Origin of the sequence: Kibdelosporangium phytohabitans, from assembly GCF_001302585.1 — a bacterium.
GTDB classification, from domain to species: Bacteria; Actinomycetota; Actinomycetes; order Mycobacteriales; family Pseudonocardiaceae; genus Kibdelosporangium; species Kibdelosporangium phytohabitans.
Genome location: NZ_CP012752.1, coordinates 5,070,242 through 5,088,007, shown reverse-complemented (window position 1 = coordinate 5,088,007; position 17,766 = coordinate 5,070,242). Strand labels below are relative to the sequence as shown.

Annotated in this window: 17 protein-coding genes; 8 read left to right on the top strand and 9 right to left on the bottom strand. The window is 70.3% G+C overall.

Going from position 1 to position 17,766, the window contains the following annotated elements:
- Window positions 1–16: 16 nt before the first annotated feature.
- A complete protein-coding gene (locus AOZ06_RS23175; protein WP_063810100.1) occupies window positions 17–931 on the top strand; it encodes a hypothetical protein in 915 nt (304 codons plus the stop codon).
- Between the two features lie 3 nt (window positions 932–934).
- Here AOZ06_RS23175 and AOZ06_RS23170 read toward each other — a convergent pair whose 3' ends face one another.
- Together AOZ06_RS23170 and AOZ06_RS23165 are read right to left on the bottom strand one after the other, a co-directional pair.
- Complete coding sequence (locus AOZ06_RS23170) at window positions 935–2,554, bottom strand: alpha/beta hydrolase (protein WP_054291325.1); 1,620 nt, start codon at window positions 2,552–2,554, stop codon at window positions 935–937.
- Window positions 2,555–2,814: 260 nt separating this feature from the next.
- A complete protein-coding gene (locus AOZ06_RS23165) occupies window positions 2,815–3,522 on the bottom strand; it encodes a MerR family transcriptional regulator (protein ID WP_054296848.1) in 708 nt (235 codons plus the stop codon).
- A gap of 175 nt (window positions 3,523–3,697) precedes the next feature.
- Between AOZ06_RS23165 and AOZ06_RS23160 the strand changes: the two genes are divergently transcribed.
- Both AOZ06_RS23160 and AOZ06_RS23155 read left to right on the top strand, forming a co-directional pair.
- Window positions 3,698–4,303: a TetR/AcrR family transcriptional regulator gene (locus AOZ06_RS23160; RefSeq protein ID WP_054291324.1), complete on the top strand. Its 606-nt coding sequence runs from the start codon at window positions 3,698–3,700 to the stop codon at window positions 4,301–4,303.
- Complete coding sequence (locus AOZ06_RS23155) at window positions 4,300–4,806, top strand: nuclear transport factor 2 family protein (protein ID WP_054291323.1); 507 nt, start codon at window positions 4,300–4,302, stop codon at window positions 4,804–4,806. The genes AOZ06_RS23160 and AOZ06_RS23155 overlap by 4 nt, the downstream gene beginning before the upstream one ends.
- A gap of 63 nt (window positions 4,807–4,869) precedes the next feature.
- Here AOZ06_RS23155 and AOZ06_RS23150 read toward each other — a convergent pair whose 3' ends face one another.
- From AOZ06_RS23150 to AOZ06_RS23140, 3 genes are all read right to left on the bottom strand, one after another.
- The gene (locus AOZ06_RS23150) at window positions 4,870–6,144 is read right to left on the bottom strand and encodes a DUF1700 domain-containing protein (protein ID WP_054291322.1); all 1,275 of its coding nucleotides are present in this window, start codon (window positions 6,142–6,144) and stop codon (window positions 4,870–4,872) included.
- The gene (locus AOZ06_RS23145) at window positions 6,141–6,464 is read right to left on the bottom strand and encodes a PadR family transcriptional regulator (protein WP_054291321.1); all 324 of its coding nucleotides are present in this window, start codon (window positions 6,462–6,464) and stop codon (window positions 6,141–6,143) included. Before AOZ06_RS23145 ends, AOZ06_RS23150 begins: the two co-directional genes overlap by 4 nt.
- Before the next feature lie 175 nt (window positions 6,465–6,639).
- A complete protein-coding gene (locus AOZ06_RS23140) occupies window positions 6,640–7,164 on the bottom strand; it encodes a DUF5134 domain-containing protein (protein WP_169798966.1) in 525 nt (174 codons plus the stop codon).
- A 246-nt stretch (window positions 7,165–7,410) separates the two neighbouring features.
- Between AOZ06_RS23140 and AOZ06_RS23135 the strand changes: the two genes are divergently transcribed.
- Window positions 7,411–8,214, top strand: a complete 804-nt coding sequence (locus tag AOZ06_RS23135; RefSeq protein WP_054291319.1) for a TroA family protein — start codon at window positions 7,411–7,413, stop codon at window positions 8,212–8,214.
- Here AOZ06_RS23135 and AOZ06_RS23130 read toward each other — a convergent pair.
- Window positions 8,195–9,835, bottom strand: coding sequence for a class I adenylate-forming enzyme family protein (locus AOZ06_RS23130; protein ID WP_218922040.1), 1,641 nt, complete (start codon window positions 9,833–9,835; stop codon window positions 8,195–8,197). The genes AOZ06_RS23135 and AOZ06_RS23130 overlap by 20 nt on opposite strands.
- 111 nt (window positions 9,836–9,946) lie before the next feature.
- Between AOZ06_RS23130 and AOZ06_RS23125 the strand changes: the two genes are divergently transcribed.
- Both AOZ06_RS23125 and AOZ06_RS54265 read left to right on the top strand, forming a co-directional pair.
- Entirely contained in the window at window positions 9,947–11,122 is a 1,176-nt protein-coding gene (locus AOZ06_RS23125; RefSeq protein WP_218922039.1) for an MFS transporter, read from the top strand.
- Entirely contained in the window at window positions 11,112–12,020 is a 909-nt protein-coding gene (locus tag AOZ06_RS54265; RefSeq protein ID WP_083471865.1) for a hypothetical protein, read from the top strand. The genes AOZ06_RS23125 and AOZ06_RS54265 overlap by 11 nt, the downstream gene beginning before the upstream one ends.
- Here AOZ06_RS54265 and AOZ06_RS23115 read toward each other — a convergent pair.
- Window positions 11,913–13,076 (bottom strand): acyl-CoA dehydrogenase family protein, encoded by a 1,164-nt coding sequence (locus AOZ06_RS23115; RefSeq protein ID WP_063810098.1) that lies wholly within the window; start codon window positions 13,074–13,076, stop codon window positions 11,913–11,915. The genes AOZ06_RS54265 and AOZ06_RS23115 overlap by 108 nt on opposite strands.
- 39 nt (window positions 13,077–13,115) lie before the next feature.
- On the opposite strand from AOZ06_RS23115, the gene AOZ06_RS23110 reads away from it, so the two are divergent.
- Both AOZ06_RS23110 and AOZ06_RS23105 read left to right on the top strand, forming a co-directional pair.
- A complete protein-coding gene (locus tag AOZ06_RS23110) occupies window positions 13,116–14,765 on the top strand; it encodes a CoA transferase (RefSeq protein ID WP_054291317.1) in 1,650 nt (549 codons plus the stop codon).
- Window positions 14,762–16,321, top strand: a complete 1,560-nt coding sequence (locus AOZ06_RS23105) for a class I adenylate-forming enzyme family protein (RefSeq protein ID WP_157233177.1) — start codon at window positions 14,762–14,764, stop codon at window positions 16,319–16,321. Before AOZ06_RS23110 ends, AOZ06_RS23105 begins: the two co-directional genes overlap by 4 nt.
- On the opposite strand, the gene AOZ06_RS23100 is transcribed toward AOZ06_RS23105, so the two are convergent.
- Window positions 16,306–17,127, bottom strand: a complete 822-nt coding sequence (locus tag AOZ06_RS23100) for a metal ABC transporter permease (protein ID WP_054291315.1) — start codon at window positions 17,125–17,127, stop codon at window positions 16,306–16,308. The genes AOZ06_RS23105 and AOZ06_RS23100 overlap by 16 nt on opposite strands.
- A complete protein-coding gene (locus AOZ06_RS23095; RefSeq protein WP_054291314.1) occupies window positions 17,124–17,762 on the bottom strand; it encodes a metal ABC transporter ATP-binding protein in 639 nt (212 codons plus the stop codon). Before AOZ06_RS23095 ends, AOZ06_RS23100 begins: the two co-directional genes overlap by 4 nt.
- Window positions 17,763–17,766 lie beyond the last annotated feature (4 nt).

Sequence of the window (17,766 nt, the reverse complement as noted above, 5' to 3'; positions counted from 1 at the left end):
TCTACACTGCGCGGCGATGAGAACAAGCGCACGGCAGTGGATCCCCATAGTCAGCGTCGTGGTCGCACTCGTGGTGGCCGCGGTGGTGTTGATCAGCATCAACGACGATGACGAGCCGGGCGTCGCGGTCCCCGCGAAGGGCGATCGCCTCGGTGACACGATCACCGCGTTCGCGGCCGAACTGCGGCCGGACGCGCCCTACCGGCCGCCGACAGCGGGCGAACGCGAGGACCTCGTCGCCGCGCTCACCCCATTGTTCAAGTCGAGATCCGGCATCGACCAGGCCGATGCCCTGCGGCAGCTCGGGTTCACGCTGACGGTCGAAACCGATTCCGTGACCGGCAGGCAGTACGCGCTGGCCATGAACGTGCGGGACACCGAGCGCGCGTGGGGCGCGTACCTGATCGACCTGTCCACGCCGGTGCGGGCGGCCGTCGAGGTGCCGCACCCGAACTCCGACCTCGGCACCGAGCGGATCGGGCTGGCCCTGTTCCGCGCGGTGCCGGGATCGGTCATGCTGGTCGCGGGCACGCACCGCCGGGTGGACAAGGGGGACGCGGCGCACCGCACCGATTCGGCGTTCCACGCCGTGGCCACCGATCTGTCCGAAAAGGACATTCCGCAGATCCAGGTGCACGGCTTCCACGACGACAGCCTGCCGGACACCGACGTGGTGGTCTCACCGGGCGCGGGCAAGGCCGGCGCGACGGTGAAGCGGCTCGCCGACGGCATCGACGGCACCGGCTTGGCGGTCTGCCGGTCCTGGGAACGCTCCTGCGGCCGGTTGGAGGGCAACGGGAACGAGCAGGGCAAGGAAGCCGCCAAGCACGAGTGCGTCTTCGTTCACCTGGAGACGAGCCGGACCGTGCGCGACGACGAACAGCGGTGGAACAAGATCGTCAGCACGATCGCGGGCGAACTGGCGAAGTGATCCCTATCGGGCGCCCGCGCCGGACGGCAGCCCGGCGGGAACGGGCAGCGGCATGCCGGGGACGCTGCGATCAGCCGGGACGACGCCGTCGACGAGGTAGTCGTTGACGATCTTGTCGACAGCCTTGTTGCCCATCCCGTAGATGCCGTGATCGCCCTCGCCGGTGACGGTCAGCAGCCGCGAGTCCCGGAACGCGGTGTGCGCCTTGCGCGCGCCTTCGATCGGCGTGGCCGGGTCGTTCTCGGACTGGACGATCAGCACCGGCGCAGCGCCCTTCCCGTCCAGCACGGGCAGCGGACGCGGCTGGTTGCGCCAGAACGCACAGAACTGGAAGGCCATCCAGGTACCGGTGATCAGCGTCTGACCGCGGTTGATCTGCTGTTGCGACTGGCGGATGATGGACTGGCGGTTACCGGTCCACGGACCGTCGTTGCACACGGTGTTCGTGAGCGTGGCGAGCAAGCTGTCCAGCGGGTCGGCGGCCCGGTCCGCGATCCCCAGCGGGAGCACCGGTTTCGACACCGCCGCCTTGACCGCCGCGCGTGCATCCGCGTTGACGTGCTCCGGCGTGGCCGCCTCGGTCAGCGCCTTGATCCGGACCAGGTTGTCGGCCGTCGCGGGGAAGCTGTGCTTGGACTTGAGCGCGCCGAGCGCGAGATTGTCCAGCTGGGCCGGTCCGACCCGCACGCCGTCGAGGTCGACCGGCTTGCGGCTCAACGCGTACCGGACGTTCTCGAAGGTCTGCCGGGCCGCCTCGCCGCTCGTGCCGAAGTGGTACTTGACGTCGTAGCGCGCCATCCACGGCAGGAAGTCCTGGCGCCAGCGCCGCTCGAACCCCATCGGCTGCCAGGCGAAGGAGCTCTGCCAGGTGCTGGTGAACTCCGTCGCGGAGTCCAGCACGAACCGGCCGGTGCGGTCGGGGAACCGCTGCGCGTAGTGCGCGCCCAGCCACGTGCCCGCGGAGTAGCCGACCCAGTTGACCTTCTCCCGGCCGAGCAGCACGCGCAGCAGGTCGAGGTCCTTGGTCATCTGGAACGTGTCGACCAGCGGGCCGAGTTCGCCCGAGGCACGCTGGCACGAGTCGGCGACGTACTTGACCGAGTCCACGATCAGGTTCAGGTTGCGCGGATCGCGGTTGCGCGCGTCCAGTTCGGCACCGGTTCCGTAGACCCCGCCGCAGCTCGCGGTCGTGCTCTTGCCGGTGCCGCGCTGGTCGATCCCGATGATCTCCTGGTGTTCACGCAGCTTCGCCTGGCCGCGCAGCACGGCGGGCAGGTCACGACCGGCCCCGCCGGGACCGCCGGGGTTGGTGAGCACGGACGCGGTCGTCGCGCCCGTCGACTTCAGCCTGCTGATCGCGATGGTCAGGTCCTGGTGCTCGTCCAGGCGCTCCCAGTCGCGGGGCGTGCGGAACGTCGCGCACTCCAGGTCCTCGGTCCCCGGCAGCCGCGGACTGGGCAGTTCCGCGTCCGCGCAGGGGTGCCATGGCAGGGCCTGACCGGCGTAGCGGGCAGGGATCCGGGTCGTGTTCAGCGGTGCCGGACCGGCCAGCGCCGGGACGCTCCCGGCCAGCAGCCCGCTGACGACCGCCGTGGTCAGCACGGCGGAACGCAGCCTTGTCACGTGATTCCCTCCTCGAAAACAGTCATGGGCAACCAGCGGGACGACCAGGTGGCCGTTCCGCGTTCGACCTCGGGGCACCGAGATTCGGGGTGTGCTAGTGGCTCGTCTCGCAACGTTGCTGGTCTTGTTCGGCGGTTCCAGGTTTCCGCTGGGCGTGCCGCGGGAAGGGGCTTGTACCGGGTTGTACCCGTGTCTTTCCGCGGTGCGGCCAGCGGGAAGCTGGGCCGTCGAGAAGGCCTGTCAACATTCGAGACGGGCCACTAGCCGGACGCGCGGACCAGGACGTCGATCTGCGCGGGGTTGTAGATGTCGCTGACGGCTTGGGCGATGGTTCGCAACGCGAAGTCGCGGCCGCGTGGCGCGTCGTCGAGCAGGGTGTTCATCTGCGGGAAGTCGGCTTGTGTCTTGCGGAAGTGCGGGACCAGGCGCTCGGCGAGGTCCTTGCGGGTCTGTTCGTCGGCGTCGGCGGGCAGGCTGTCGAACTCGACGACGGCCGGATCACGCCGGTAGTCGCGCAGCGTCGCGGCGTAGGCGCCGAGTTTCGCCGGGCTGAGGACCTGGGCGAGGACGACGGCGAGCTGCCGGTCGGCGGCGGGCATGTCGGTGTCCGCGAGGTACTTGGACAGCATGGGCGGCAGATCGGTCGGCATCGGCCTGCGCAGGATCAGCGCGAGCTCGACGCGGATTCGTTCGAGCCGGTCGATCGTCGCCGCGAGTTCGGCGTCCAGCGCGCGCAGCGCCTCCTCCGGGTACTCCTCGTCGCCGAGCTCGGCGATCTGGGCCAGCGAGAGCCCGAGACCCGTCAGTCGTTTGATCCGCAGCACGCGCACGAGGTCGGCCACGCCGTAGTTCTTGTAGCCGTTGGCGCGCCGCTCGGGCTCGGGCAGGAGGCCGATGTCGTGGTAGTGCCGCACCGCGCGCAGGCTCGTCCCGGCGAGCTCGGCGAGCTGGCGGGTACTCCACCCCACGACGGTCACCCCTCGTCGAACCTCGTCAACCCTGATTGTGCGGACACCTCACAGTTCAAACTGTGCCGTTACGGCACAGTCAAGGGAACACCGAGTGTCGCCGGTCACACACAGGCCATAACCTGACAGCCGTTAGGTTAGGTGGTAGCGTACCCGACCGATGTCAGGTAGACGGATGAGCAAGGCGCAGCGCCGGGAGCGGATCCTCGCCGTGGCGGCGGAAGTGTTCGCCACCACCGGGTATGCCGCGGCCGGGATGCGCGAGGTCGCCGACGCGGCCGGGATCAGCACGCCCGTGCTCTACGACCACTTCGCCTCCAAGGCCGACCTGTACGCCACCCTGATGCGGCTGCAGGTCGACTCCCTGGTCGACGACTGGTCGGCGCCACCGGAACCCGTTGGCACGTACGAACTCCTGCTCGACCGGGTGACCGCGGTCTACTCGTGGATCGAGCGCAACCGGGCCGCCTGGCGGATGATCTTCGGCGAGCCACCCGGCGACGAAGCCGTCGCACGCGCGTACCACCACGGGCAGCAACGGGCCACCGCGCAACTCGCGAGCCTGTTCCGGCTGGTCCCCCGGCTCAACCTGTCGGTCGACCTCGATCGGGACCGCGCCGACGAGGTCCTCGCCGAGGCCGCCAAGAGCGCGCTCAACGCCATCGCCACCTGGTGGTGGCGCAATCAGGACATCCCGCGTGAGCACGTCGTCGCGCTGACCGCCGACCTGCTGTGGCGAGGCCTTCGTGAACTCACCGACAACGAGGAGGAGCGGACATGACCGCGTTGCGGACCACCGAGGCGACGACGGAGCAGTTCTGCCGCGCCGTGCAGACACAGGACGTGGATCTGGCGATGAGCACACTGGCCGATGACGCCGTGCTGCGTTCGCCCTTGACAGACCGGGTCCGGTTCACCGGGCACGCCGAACTGCGCAAGCTCATCGAAGTCGCATATGGACACCTCGAGAACGTCAGTGTGCACACCGAAGTCGGCGACGAGCGCACCCGGGTCGTCGTCTACACCGCCCGGATTCGCGGTGTGGACATGGAGGAGACGGCCGTGCTCCGCTTCGACGACCGGGCCAGGATCAGCGAGGTGACCATGTTCATCCGCCCGCTGCCCGGCCTGGTCGAGGTGATGGGCGCGTTCGGCCCGGACATCGCGCGCCGCAACGGCCGTCCCGGCGCGGCCCGGCTGCTGTCCGTGCTGACCAAACCCCTGCTGGCGATGGTCAAGAGCGGTGACCGGTTCGCTGTCCCGCTGGCCGGGCCGAAGCGCTGACCGAACCTGGTCCGCACGGATGCCGGGAGCAGCCCCCGATTGCCGCTCCCGGCGTCCGCGTCCTCACTTCGACGGCGTCGTGCTCACCGGAGCGGACGCAGGTGCCGACGGCATCTGCGAAGGCGACGACGGCGCCGAAGCGGACGGTACCGAAGCCGAAGCGGACGGTACCGAAGTGGGCGGTTTTGCCGACGCCTTGGGGATCGCCGCGCTGAACGGCACATCTTTGTTCTCGCGGCACACCGTCTCGTACAGGGTGTGGGTGCCCCGATCCCGAGCTACCTCGGTCGTCTCGATCCCGGGGCGCGGGAACCGGTTGTCCTCGCCGATCTTCTCCTTGCCGCCCTTCGGTATCCGGCAGCCGTACCGGGTCAGCGTGATCGGTTGCCCCTTCTCGTCGTAGAGGTAGACCTCGGTCAGCGGCTTGCCTTCCGCGTCGAACGCGTAGATGTTGTCCACGCCGGTGCCCCCGTAGCGCAACTCCTGGTTGCCGTACGAGTCCGCCGTCGGGTAGGACGACGTCGCGGCCTGGTACGGCGTCCTGTTGCCGATCAGGTCCACTGTGGCGCCGAACCCGCCGAACAACCCGCCGACCACGAACGCCGACACCGGCACGACCATCCACAACAGCCGCCGGTCACCGTGCACGCGCGGCCCGGCCCACACCGCGGCCACGCCGACGCCGATCAGCAACGGCAGCAGGAGAACAGCCTGGCGGTGCCGTGCCATCAGCAGCAACCCGAACGCCACGAGCACCAGCGCGCACGCGACCCACCACGCGGGCTTCAGCGTTGCGAGGAACCGCATGGTCCTGGCGGTGTTCGCGTTCTCCCGCGCCTGGTCCAAAGTCCCCGCCAGCCACTTCGCCTCCGGCAGCGCCGCCACGCGTTCCACGCCGGCGCGCAGCAACAGCATGAGGCTGAGCAGGAACACCGGCGCGGGCAACGCCAACGCCAGCAGCACGTCCGCGTCGAGAGTCGTGCCGGCCAGGAAGGCGACCACCCCCGCCCCGGCGGCGGACAGCACCAGACCCCAGAACGCGATCCGCGGTTGCACGATGCCCGACACGCGCACGCGCTTGGCCGCCGTGGTCACGCCTGCTTCGGCGACGGCTGGATAGTCGCCGGAGGCGCGGAGTTCCGCCGCGTAGCTCTCCGGCGTGCCCAGCCGTTCGATCAGGTCGTCCACCCGGGCACCCGGGCCCGTCTCGGCCTCCAGTTCGGCCAGGTGCGGGCGGACGTCGTCGAGGATCTCCTCGACCTCACCGGCTGGCAGGTCTTCGAGCGAGGTCCGGACACGCGCCAGATACACCCGCACCGCGGTCGGCTTGTCACTCATGCTGCTTCTCCCAAAAGCGAATTCATCGTCGAAGCGAAGCTCAGCCACGTCTTCCCGGACTCCGCCAGCCGGAGCCTGCCCGGCTCGTTGAGGCTGTAGTACTTGCGATGCGGCCCCTCTTCACTGGGCACCACGTACGAGGTGAGCAGGCCGGCCTTGAACAACCTGCGCAGAGTCCCGTACACCGAAGCGTCCCCCACCTCGTCCAGGCCCGCTGCCCTGAGTCGTCGCAGGACGTCGTAGCCGTAACCGTCCTCGTCGCGCAGCACCGCGAGCACGGCGAGATCGAGCACGCCTTTGAGCAGTTGACTGATCTCCACTGCACCTCCCAGTCTTACGCGGCGAACACTACCACGCAATGCGAAGTAGTGTGCACAGCGGTAGCCCCGTCGGGTGCCGCGGTCCGCATCTCGGGAATCCTCTCCGGCGGTGACTCGACGTGGCACTGGCCGGTCACGGACCGCGGTCAGTTCCCGCTGGAGACGTGGAACCCGCTCAGGTGATCAGGACCAGGGTCGTGCCGGCCATCCCGACACTCATCAGCACGTCCGCGGCCACCGGCAACGGCACACCCGACGTCGAGCGGGACGACCGCACGGCCACCGCCGCCGAGCCGAGCAGGAACAACGCCGCCAGCACAGCCGCGATCCCCGCCTGCAGGCCCGGGACGACAGCCCGGTGCATGCTCATGATCGCGATCATCCACACCATGCCGGCCATCATGATCGCGTGGTGCGCGTGTGCTCCCCAGCTGCGCGGCCAGTCGCAGTCGTCGTGCCCGACGACCACCAGCCCGGCGAACCAGAGCGTGCCCGCACCGAACACCGCGAGCTGGGCGGCCACCGGAACAACCAGCCCGGTCGGCCACATCATCACGATCATCCCGGCGCACATCAGCACGTGCAGACCGTCGCTGACCCGGGTGGCAGGCACACCGCGCAGCAGGCACCTGGCCAGGAAGAACAAGCCAGGCAACAGGAACAGGGCGGTGAGCCACCACCGCAGGAACGGTGATCCCATCATCGAATCGGGGTGCACCGCGCGTCAGCGGCCGGTCACCAGCGCGCCCGCGGCGACCCGGAGCTCCGTGACCTCGTCCACCGCAGACCTCATTTCCGCTGTCCACCCGGTACCACCGGGCCACGGTACACCGGTTCACGAGACCCGCGATGCGGGCAAACCGGTGAGCGCGGACGGCCGGGAACTTTCCCGGCGCACTATCCGACCTTTGAGCTGTTGACCCAAACCTCGAGGGAGATTCGGCTGATGGCCGTCATCGGATTACGCACCGCCGCAGTGGCCGGCCTGCTCGCGCTCACCACCGCGTGCGGCGCGGAGAGCCAGCCCGCGCCTGGTGGCGCCCAGAACAACGGGGCGCAGAACAGCGCAGCGGCGAAGAAGGTGGTGGCCGCGTCCTCGTGGGAGGCGGCGTTCGCCAAGGCCGCCGGTGCCAAGGACATCTCGGTGATCGTGCCGCCGTCGGTCGCACACGGCGCCGACTACGACCCGAAGCCGTCCGACCTGAGCAAGGTCGCGTCGGCGGATCTGGTGCTGTACGCCGAATTCGAGGGTTTCGCAGGCAAGATCAAGGACGCGAGCGGCAGCTCGGCCAAGCTGCACCAGGTCAACCTGGACAACTCGCCGGACGTGGTGCGCGCCGAGGTCCGCAAGATCGCCGAGAAGATCGGCACCACGGCCGACGCGGACACGTGGCTGAGCACCTACGACAAGGAGATCACCGACCTGCAGGGCAAGGTCAAGCAGGCGTGGGTGGGCGGCAAGCCGCCGAAGGTCGTCGCGCAGGTCTTCGTCACCTACGCCGCCAAGCTCGCCGGGGCCGACGTGCTCGGCACGTACGGCCCGCAGCCGGTCACGCCGGGCCAGCTGGCCGACCTGACCGGCAAGAAGCCGGAACTGGTGCTGGACAACACGCACATGTCGACCGGGCAGGTGATGCCCGGCGCGGCCACCAAGCAGGTCAACATCATCAACTACCCCGGCGGGGACTACGACCTGCTCGGTGTGTACCGGACGAACGCCGACGAGATCATCAAGGCGTTGCGAGCCTGACCGCCAGCTCGGTCAGCGCCTTGCGGTCCACCTTGCCCGCGGCACCCAGTGGCAGGGCCGGCAGCAGCACGAGCCGCTCCGGCAGCTTGCGCGGCTCGAGGCCCTGCCCGGACAGGTGATCGGTGAGGTCCACCAGGGACAGTGCGGTGTCCGTGGCGACGCACGCGCACATCCGGTCGCCGAACACCGGGTCCGGGATGGCCACGCACGCGACGTCCCTGACCGCTTCGTGGGTCAGCAGCAGCGCTTCCACCTCGGCCGGGCTGATGTTCATCCCGCCGCGGATGATCACGTCCTTGCGGCGGCCGACCACGGTGAGGTAGCCGTCCTCGTCGATCCGGCCGACGTCGCCGAGGCGCACCCACCCGTCGTCGAGCCGGTACCGCGCGTCCAGTTCGGGCGCGGCCAGGTAGCTCATCGGGCTCATCGGGCCGCGGGCGAGGATCTCGCCGGTGTGCCCGGCCGGGACCGGGCGCAGGCTGTCGTCGACGATCCTGATCTCGCACACCACCGGGTTGGGGCGGCCCGCTGTGCCGACCTTGGCCGGCGGGTCGGTGAACGCGGTGTGGCAGTTGACGCCGTCGGCCGACCCGTACACGTTGATCACCGTGGCGGTCAGCTTCTCGCTGACGTGCCGCGCGGTCTCCGCGTCCAGCGCCGAACCGCCGAGCACGACCGCGCGGACGCTGGACAGGTCGGTGGCCGCCAGGTCCGGGCTGTCGAGGATCTTGCGGAACATCGTCGGCACGCCGAACACGTGTGTCGGGCGGGCCCGTTCGATCATGGTCAACGTGGACGCCACGTCGAACCGCGGCTGCACCAGCATCGTGCCGCCGTTCGCGGCCATCGTCGCGGGAGTGGCGTTGCTGCCGAACGCCGTTCCCAACGGCATCAGGAACAATGCCCGGTAGTCCTCACCGCCGCGGATCGCCTCGATGAACCGGCCACGGCCACCGGCGAGCGCGTTGTGGGAGTACACGACCATCTTCGGTTCGGCCTCCGAGCCCGAGGAGACCAGGATCCGGGCGGCGCTGTCCGGATCCGGCCGCGCGGGCGTGAAATCGCTGTGGTCGGCCGCCAGGAGCAACGACATCGGCACGCACCCCAGCGGCGTCGCGCCACCGACCGTGATCACCGACCGCAGCCCGGGCAAGTCCCCGACCAGGTCGAAAGTCTTCTGACCGCAGGGGAAATCACCGTAGCTGCCGGCGGTGATGGCCACCACGGCCCGTGATCGGCGCAGCAGGCTGGCGATGTCCCGTTCGCCGCGGCCGATCGGGAAAGGCAGGACGATCCCACCGACGGCGGCGATCGCGAAGTCCAGCGCGCAGCTAAGCCTGCTGTTGGGCAACTGGACGGCGACGACATCCCCTGCGTGCACGTCCAACGCGGTCAGTCCGGCGGCCAGCCTGCGAACGAGCACGTCGAGGTGGGTGTAGCTGATCTCGCCGTCGGCGTCGACCACGGCCGCCCGGTCCGGACATCGCTCGACGTGGCGTTCGAACAACGAATACAGGTCGAGGTCCTGGTAACGGCCGTCAGCCGCCCAGGACCTGCGTAACGAAGCCGGAACGAGGTCACGATATGCCCGGTTCACGGGCAGCGCCTGGGTTGTCGTCACATCACCACGAGTCGCTCCGGCGGTGCTTCTGGTTCCATCCGCGGTATTCGCGGCAACTTTCCGGAACTCGGAGCACCGCGTGGCCGACTAGTGGACGACGAGAGGAGTGCCTTGACCACCTCGATGGCCACACCGACCCAGCGCACGTGGGCGACGACCACGTTGCTCACCGCGGCGATGGCGTTCTCCATGCTGCCGTTGTTCCTGCTCGGCGCCCTGGCTCCGGCGCTGGTCGCGGAATTCGGCATCGCCCGGCCGCTGCTCGGTGTGCTCGTGACCGCGGGGTTCGGTGTCGCGGCGGTGTTGTCGCTGGTGATCGGGCCTGTGGTGGACGCGGTCGGCGCCCGCCGCTCGGCCACGGCGCTGTTCGCGGTCAGCACCGTGGCGCTGGCGTTGTTCGCGCTGGCTCCGCACTACGCGGTGCTCGTGTTCACGGTCGCTCTCGGCGGGATCCCCCAGGCGCTGGCCAACCCGTCGACGAACAAGATCATCGGCCGGTCGGTCCCCCAGCCGAAACGCGGTCTGGTGATCGGCGTCAAGCAGTCGGGTGTCCAACTGGGCGCGTTCGCGGCCGGCCTGCCGCTGGCGGGCCTGGCGGAATGGGTCGACTGGCGGCTCGCGGCCGGCGTCGCGGCCGGGTGCGCCGCGGTGGCGACGCTCGCCAGCACGCTGCTCCCGGCCGATCCCGGACCGGCCAAGCGCCCCACGCTCCGGGTCACGCTGTCCGCGGAACCGGCGATCTGGTGGCTGCTCGGGTTCTCGGTGCTGCTGGGCGCCGGGATCTCGTCGGTGAACACGTATTCGGCCTTGTACGCCACCGAGGAACTCCGGTTGGCGGCGCAACCGGCCGCCGCGCTCGTCGCGGCTTTGGGCGTCACCGGGATCATCGGCCGGATCGGCTGGTCCAGGATGGTCTCGCCGAACCGGCCGCCCGCGGCGATCCTGGGACCGCTGTCCATGGGCGCCACCGTGGCCGCTGGGGCGTTGCTGGTGGCCCAGTTCCTTGGCTGGGGCTGGGCGTGGATCGGTGTGCTCGGCATCGGGGCGTTCGCGGTCGCGGCGAACGCGGTGTCGATGCTGGCCGTGATGGGTTTGTCCACACCGGAACAGACCGGGCGCAATTCGGCTCTGGTGTCGGCGGGGTTCTTCGGCGGGTTCACCATCGGTTCGCCGCTGTTCGGCCTGGCGGCCGAGTTCGGCGGGTACCCGCTCGGCTGGGTGCTCGTGGCCGTCGAGTTCGCGGCGGCCGGGGTCGTCGTGTGGTTGTGGCGGCGACGTGACCGGTGACCGCGTCCAGTCCATTTTGGACGCTGTCGGCGACCGGTTCCCGCTCTACGCCGACGAATCGGGCGAGTGGCGCACGACGCGGCGCGGATCGTGGGCAGCGGGGTTCTGGACCGGTCTGCTGTGGCTGCGCGCGGACCCGCGGATCGCCCGGACCTGGACCCAGAGGCTGACGCCGTGGCTCACGGCGGACACCGCGACCCAGGGCATGATCTTCTGGTACGGCACGCGTCTCGGCGACGACGACAGCCTGGCCCGGCAAGCAGCAGCGGCCCTGGCGTCCCGTTTCGACTCCGCGGCGGGCGTTGTCCCGTGGGGTTCCGCGTTCGGCGACAGCGGGTTGCGCGCACGGGTCGACGGCGTCGCCGGAACAGTGCCGCTGCTCGCGTGGGCCGGTTACACCGACCTCGCCGCAGCACACCTGCGCACTCACCTCGCGCTCGCTGAGCACCCCGCGTGGGACCGCCACGACGGTCGATGGCGGCAACTCGCCGAACCACCTCCGGGCTGGACACGAGGTGACGCGTGGCTTCTGCTGGCCACCGCGGACGCGTGCCGTTGGCTCGATGTCGCCGACCACGCCCACAAGCAGGCGCAGCGGTGGCTGGACCAGCACGGAACGAGCCCGCCACCAGCCGTGACCACAATGGACGGCCAGGTGGACACGTCAGCCGCCGCGATCGCCGCGGTGGCGTTGCTGAAACTCGGTTATCGAAGCGAAGGTGAGCTCATCCTGCGACAGCTGACCGCACAGCACACGCGCGACGGACGGCTGCTGGACGGCTGCTACGACCTACCGGGCGGCGTCGCGGTGAACCACGAGCTCATCTGGGGCACGTTCTTCCTCGTCTGGGGACTGGAACTGCTTGAGCACCCGACGGGCCGTTGCGCTGACATGTAGCTCGTCCGGCCCGTCCAGGATCCGCGCCGCACGGCCCAGCCTGGCCAGCATCGGCAACGGCGTGTCCGCGGTCAGCCCTTCGGCGCCGTACACCTGGATGGCGGCGTCCGCGACCTGCTGCAACGCCCTGGCCGCGGCGACTTTCGCCAGCCCGATCCCCGTCTTGGCCTGCTCACCCCGCGCCACGAGATCCGCCGCGTGGCCGACGAGCGCCCTGGCCGACCGGATCGCCAGCAACGAGTCGAAGACCAGCTGCTGCACCAGTTGCTGGCCGGCGAGCGGCCCAGTGTGCAGCTTCCGGTCGTTGGCGCGACGGCACATCAGGTCGAACGCCCGCTGCGCCTGGCCGACCCATCGCATGCACCGCAACGTCCTGCCCAGCGCCAGCCGCGTCCCGGCGATCACCAGTGCTTCGCCTGGTGCGCCCAGGACGTGGTCACCGGGGACGTGGGCCGCGGTGAACTCGATCTCGAACTGACCGCCCGCGCCGAGCACGGGCAACTCCCGTACGACGCGGAAACCGGGCTGGCCGGTCGGAACCATCAGCAGCGTCAACTCATCCGGCGCGGTCCGGGTGAGAACTGTCACGTAGGCAGCGGTCGACGCGCCGCTGGTGAACCACTTCCGCCCGGTGACAACCCACCCGTCATTCGTCCGCTCAGCGGTTGTCTGCGTCAGGGTCGGCGCGGATCCGGCGATGCCCGGCTCGGTCATCGCGTAACTTCCAGTGATCTCACCGGCCACCAACGGCCGCAGGTACCGCTCGCGGGCGCCGGGACTGCCGTGGGCCGAGATCATCCGCACGTCCAGCAGCGACGCGGACCCCAGCGCAGCGGGCCCGTGGTCACTGCTGCCTTCCGCTTCCGCCAGGGCGAAGTAGTCCCGCAGCGACAATCCGCCACCGCCGAGTTCGCTCGGCAACGGCATGGCCCACAGGCCCTCCGCGCGAGCCTTTTCCCGCAGTTCACGCAGCGCCGCGACGCTGCCGGCGTCCAGTTCGGCTTCCACCGGGTGAACGTGCTGACGGATGAACTCGGCGACGCCTTCGGCTGACATGCCGGGAACCATACGTCGCTGTGGACCGACTTGTGGGGCATGACGTCCGACGTCCGCACCACATTGGGCTTGAGCACCCCGGGCCCGCTGTTACCCGACTTCGCGCAGGCGCAGGAGGTGGCAGCCGAGATCGACTGGGCCGGTCCGCTCACCGGCGGCGAAGTCGTCGACGAGGTCACCGCGCAGGCCGTCTGCGGCGTGATGCACGTACACGGCCGCAGCCGGGGTGAACCGTCCGGAATGGGCATCGACTACGCCTCGGCAGCAGCCCGTGTCGTCTCAGGCGCCGGAGTTCTCGCCGCGCTGGTCGCCCGCGCGCGAGGCGCGTCGACCAGTTTGGTCCGTACCAGCGTCGCACAGTCGGCTTTGCTGACAGTGTCACAGTACATGGCCGCGGCCAGCGCGGGCGACGGCGAGGTCGTCCCGCTGGTGCCCGGCGGGCCGCCCTTCGCCAGCCGTGACGGCGTGTGGTTCGAGGTGGACACTCTCGACCCGGACGTGTGGCGGCGGTTCTGGGAGACGCTCGGTGCGCCGGTGAAACTGGCCGGATCGGCGTGGCGTCCTTTCCAGTTCCGCTACGCGACGGCGACCGCCGCGCTTCCCGCCGAACTGCACGCTCACACCGCCGCGCTTCCCTACGCCGAACTCGAAGCGGTCGCATTCCGGACAGGCGTCAGCATCTGCCCGCTCACCCCGTTGCGGCAACGCGCCGCCGAACTGGCCGGGGCGACCCCGCGGCCTTGGCACGTCCTCGCGCTGCCAGGGCGCCACTCCCCCGCCGTGGCCGACAGGAACGCGCTGCCACTGCACGGCATCGTGGTGCTGGAGGCCGGTCGGCGCGTCCAGGCACCGCTGGCGGCGCACCTGCTCAGCCTGCTCGGCGCGGACGTGGTCCGGATCGAGCCGCCAGGCGGGGACCCGTTGCGCGGCATGCCACCGATGTGCGGTGAGACGTCCGCGCGGTGGCTGGCGCTCAACCGCCACAAGCAGGCAGCCCAGGTCGACATCAAGGACCCGGCCGGGCGTGACGAACTGCGTGACCTGGTCGCGGGCGCCGACGTGTTCCTGCACAACTGGGCGCCCGGCAAGGCCGAGCAGTTCGGCCTCGGGCCGCGCGACCTGGCCGCCGTACGGCCGGGCCTGGTCTACGCCTACACCTCCGGCTACGCCGGGCGCATCGAGGATCCGCCGCTGGGCACGGATTTCATGGTCCAGGCACGAACCGGGCTCGGCGAGGCGATCCGCCCGGCCGACCAGCCGCCCGCGCCGTCGCTGATGGCCCTTGTGGACGTCATGGGCGGCCTGCTGGGCGCACACGCGGTCCTCGGCGCGCTGCTGCACCGCGAACGCACTGGCCGGGCCTGTCAGGTGGAATCGTCCCTGATCGCCGCGTCGGACCTGCTCCTGGCCGATTTCCTCGGCAACGGCTGCGCACGTCGACCGAGCGGTTTCCGGCGCCCGCTGCGCACAGCCGACGGCTGGTGCACGGCGGACGACGACCAGTACGCCGGAGCCGTGCGTGAGTTGTCCACTGAGGATGCCGTGGCTGAGCTTGCCCGGCACGGCAGGCATTCGGTTCCCGTGTCCGTCGATCTCGCCGCGCTGCCGGGCGATCAGCGGTTCGCCGCCGCGATCCGGCCCGACGAGCACGGTTGCCCGGCCGTGCAGACCCCTTGGAGTTTCGCGTGACTGTCGTCGCTTCCGGTGATCTCGTCCCTGCCGAGTTGCGTGCGCGCTGGGCGGCGCAGGGGTATTACGCGGGGCAAGGCATCTACCAGTTGTTCGCTGCACACGTGCGGTCCACGCCGGATCGGACAGCGATCATCGACGACGACGGCGAACTGACCTACGCCGAACTCGACTCGCAGGTCCGCCGATGGGCGGCCGGCCTGGCCGGACTCGGTGTCACGGCGGGCGACACGGTCGCGACGCAGTTGCCCAACGGCCGCCACACCTGTATCGCCGACTTGGCGGTCGCGGCGATCGGTGGCGTCGTGCTGCCGTATCCGGTCGGGCGTGGTGTCAAGGAGGCGCGGTCACTGCTGACGCGATCCGGGGCGGTCGCGGCGATCGTCGACCCCACGCACGCCGTGCAGACCCAGACGCTCCAGCGGGAGATTCCCGGTCTGCGGCACGTCGTCGTGACCTCGGCGCCTGTGCTGGGGGAATCGGACTTCCAGGCTGTCGCGGTGGATCCCGACGGGCCCGCGCGGATGCTGGTGTCCTCGGGCTCGGAGTCCGAGCCGAAACTGGTCCTGTACTCCCACAACGCTTTGGCGTGTGGCCGGGGCGCGTTCGTCCAGCGGCTCATCCCGCCGGGCGGTGAACTGCGGGCGCTGTTCCTGCTGCCGCTGGCGTCGTCCTTCGGCAGCAACGGTTCCACCGTCACGCTCGCCCGGCACGGCGGCACGCTCGTGCTCCAGTCCAAGTTCGACGCGGGGGCCACGCTCCGGCTGATCTCACGCGCCCAGCCGACACACCTGATCGGCGTGCCGACGATGTTCCGGATGATGATCGACCACCCGGACCGCCCGGCGACTGACCTCACCAGCCTGCGCGTGGTGGCGCCCGGTGGGGCGCAACTCGACGCGCCCACAGCCGAGGCGTGCCGGCTGGCGTTCGACTGTGCCGTGGTCAACGTGTACGGCTCGGCCGACGGCGTGAACTGCCATACCGCGCTGGACGATCCGCCGTCCCGCGTCACGTCGGCCGGGCGCCCGAACCCAGCCGTCGCCGAGATCGTCGTCGCCGACGATCACCTGCGCCCGCAGCCTGCCGGGGCCGTCGGCGAGATCATCGCGCGTGGACCGATGAGCCCCATGCGGTACGTGGGCAACGAAGATCTCAACGCCCGGTACCGCACACCGGACGGGTGGGTGCGGACCGGAGACCTCGGCGTGTTCGACGAGGACGGTTATCTGACGGTCGTCGGCCGCCGCAAGGACGTGGTGATCCGGGGCGGCGCGAACATCAGCCCGGCCGAGGTCGAACAGGCCATCTCGGCCCATCCGGCGGTCCGGGACGTCGCGTGCGTCGGCGTTCCGGATCCCCTGATGGGCGAACGCTTGTGTGCCTGTGTCGTGGCGTCGGGCACGCTCACCCTCGAAGACGTCACGACGTTCCTCGGCGCGCACGGCCTCGACCGGTTCAAGCACCCGGAACGCCTGCTGCTCCTCGACTCGCTGCCGCTCAACCCGGCGGGCAAGGTCGCCAAGGACGTGCTGCGGGCTCAAGCCACGGCGTGACGCGGGACGACGTGCGCGGCGATCGCGACCACCCCGGCGACCAGGACCAGCACTGGTCCCGGGGGCAGGTCGAACATCAACGCGAACGCGAACCCCGCCAGGTTGACCGTGACGCCGATGCCGACCGCCCAGACGACCATGGCCCGCAGCGAATGCGCGAGCCGTCGCGCGGCCAGCGCGGGCAGCAGCGTGAGGGCGTCGACCAGCAGCGCCCCGGTCAGCCGGATCGCGCCCGCGACCGCCACCGCCACGATCACCAGCAGGATCAGGGTGAGCCGCTCGACCCGGACGCCCGAGGTCGCCGCCAGCTCTCGGTCGTGCAGCAGCAACGCCATCTGCTTGCGCCGCAGGAAGAACAGCCCGGGGATGACCACCGCGAGGACGCCGAGCAGCAGCACGTCACCCGGACGCGTGGCGAGGATGGAACCCCACAGCAGCTCGAACGCACCGGCGGCGTTGACCCCGGAGATCGACAGCACCAGCAACGCGGCCGCGATCGCGAGGCTCATCAACAGCCCCATCGCCCCGGACAGGCCCGACGGGGTCCGCGCCAGCGGGGTGAGCGCCGCCCCGGACAACCCGCAGGCGACGATCGCGCACAGCAGCGGGTCGATCCCCGTGAGCAGCCCGATCGCGATGCCCAGCAGCGCGACGTGCATCATCGCGAACCGCACCGGCATGATGTCCAGGCCGATGATGATCACGCCGACGATCGGCAACCCGATCGCGCCGAGCACGAGGGCCAGACCGGCCCACTGCACCGCCGGCAGTTCCAGCAGCTGCCAGAACTCGGTCCAGCTCGTCACGTGACCTCCCGCAGCCGGCCCGCGGCCATCTCCAGCACCCGTTCACACGCGTCGACCACGGCCCGGTCGTGCGTCACGACCAGCACGGTCACCGGCAGGGACGTCAGCAGCCGGGCGGCGTCGGCCTGTCCCTCGAAGTCCAGCGCCGCCGTCGGCTCGTCCGCGAGCAACAACCCGGCACCCGCCGCTATGCACCCCATCGCGCGAGCCAGGTACATCCGCTGCAACTGACCGCCCGACAGTGTGTCCAACGGTCGCGACCGCAACTGGCCCACGCCGAGTTGCATCGCGGCGTCGTTCGCCTCGACCGGCGCCCCGCTGCTCTCCAGCAGCTCTCTCGCGAGCAGCGGGAACCTGCCCGCGGCCTGCCGCTGCGGGATCCAGGCCGCGTCCGTGCGGCGGCGCGCCCAGTCCGCCGACGTGACCGCCCGGTGCTCGCCGACCTTGATCACGCCGGTGGCCGCCCGGTGCAGCCCGATGACGGCCCGCAGCAGGGTGGTCTTGCCCGACCCGTTCGTCCCGGTCAGTGCCACCCGCTGGCCGGGCTCGACGTCGAGGTGCACGTCGCTGACCACGGTCCGGCGGCCGTGCCGGCAACTGACCTCGGCCAGTCGCACCCGTAACCCGTCACCCACAGCG

What these genes read in the sequence shown, in the direction of transcription:
- AOZ06_RS23175 (WP_063810100.1), top strand. Translation starts at nt 17, where the DNA reads ATGAGAACAAGCGCACGGCAGTGGATCCCCATAGTCAGCGTCGTGGTC.
- AOZ06_RS23160 (WP_054291324.1), top strand. Translation starts at nt 3,698, where the DNA reads ATGAGCAAGGCGCAGCGCCGGGAGCGGATCCTCGCCGTGGCGGCGGAA.
- AOZ06_RS23155 (WP_054291323.1), top strand. Translation starts at nt 4,300, where the DNA reads ATGACCGCGTTGCGGACCACCGAGGCGACGACGGAGCAGTTCTGCCGC.
- AOZ06_RS23150 (WP_054291322.1), bottom strand. Translation starts at nt 6,144, where the DNA reads ATGAGTGACAAGCCGACCGCGGTGCGGGTGTATCTGGCGCGTGTCCGG.
- AOZ06_RS23140 (WP_169798966.1), bottom strand. Translation starts at nt 7,164, where the DNA reads ATGGGATCACCGTTCCTGCGGTGGTGGCTCACCGCCCTGTTCCTGTTG.
- AOZ06_RS23135 (WP_054291319.1), top strand. Translation starts at nt 7,411, where the DNA reads ATGGCCGTCATCGGATTACGCACCGCCGCAGTGGCCGGCCTGCTCGCG.
- AOZ06_RS23115 (WP_063810098.1), bottom strand. Translation starts at nt 13,076, where the DNA reads ATGTCAGCCGAAGGCGTCGCCGAGTTCATCCGTCAGCACGTTCACCCG.
- AOZ06_RS23110 (WP_054291317.1), top strand. Translation starts at nt 13,116, where the DNA reads ATGACGTCCGACGTCCGCACCACATTGGGCTTGAGCACCCCGGGCCCG.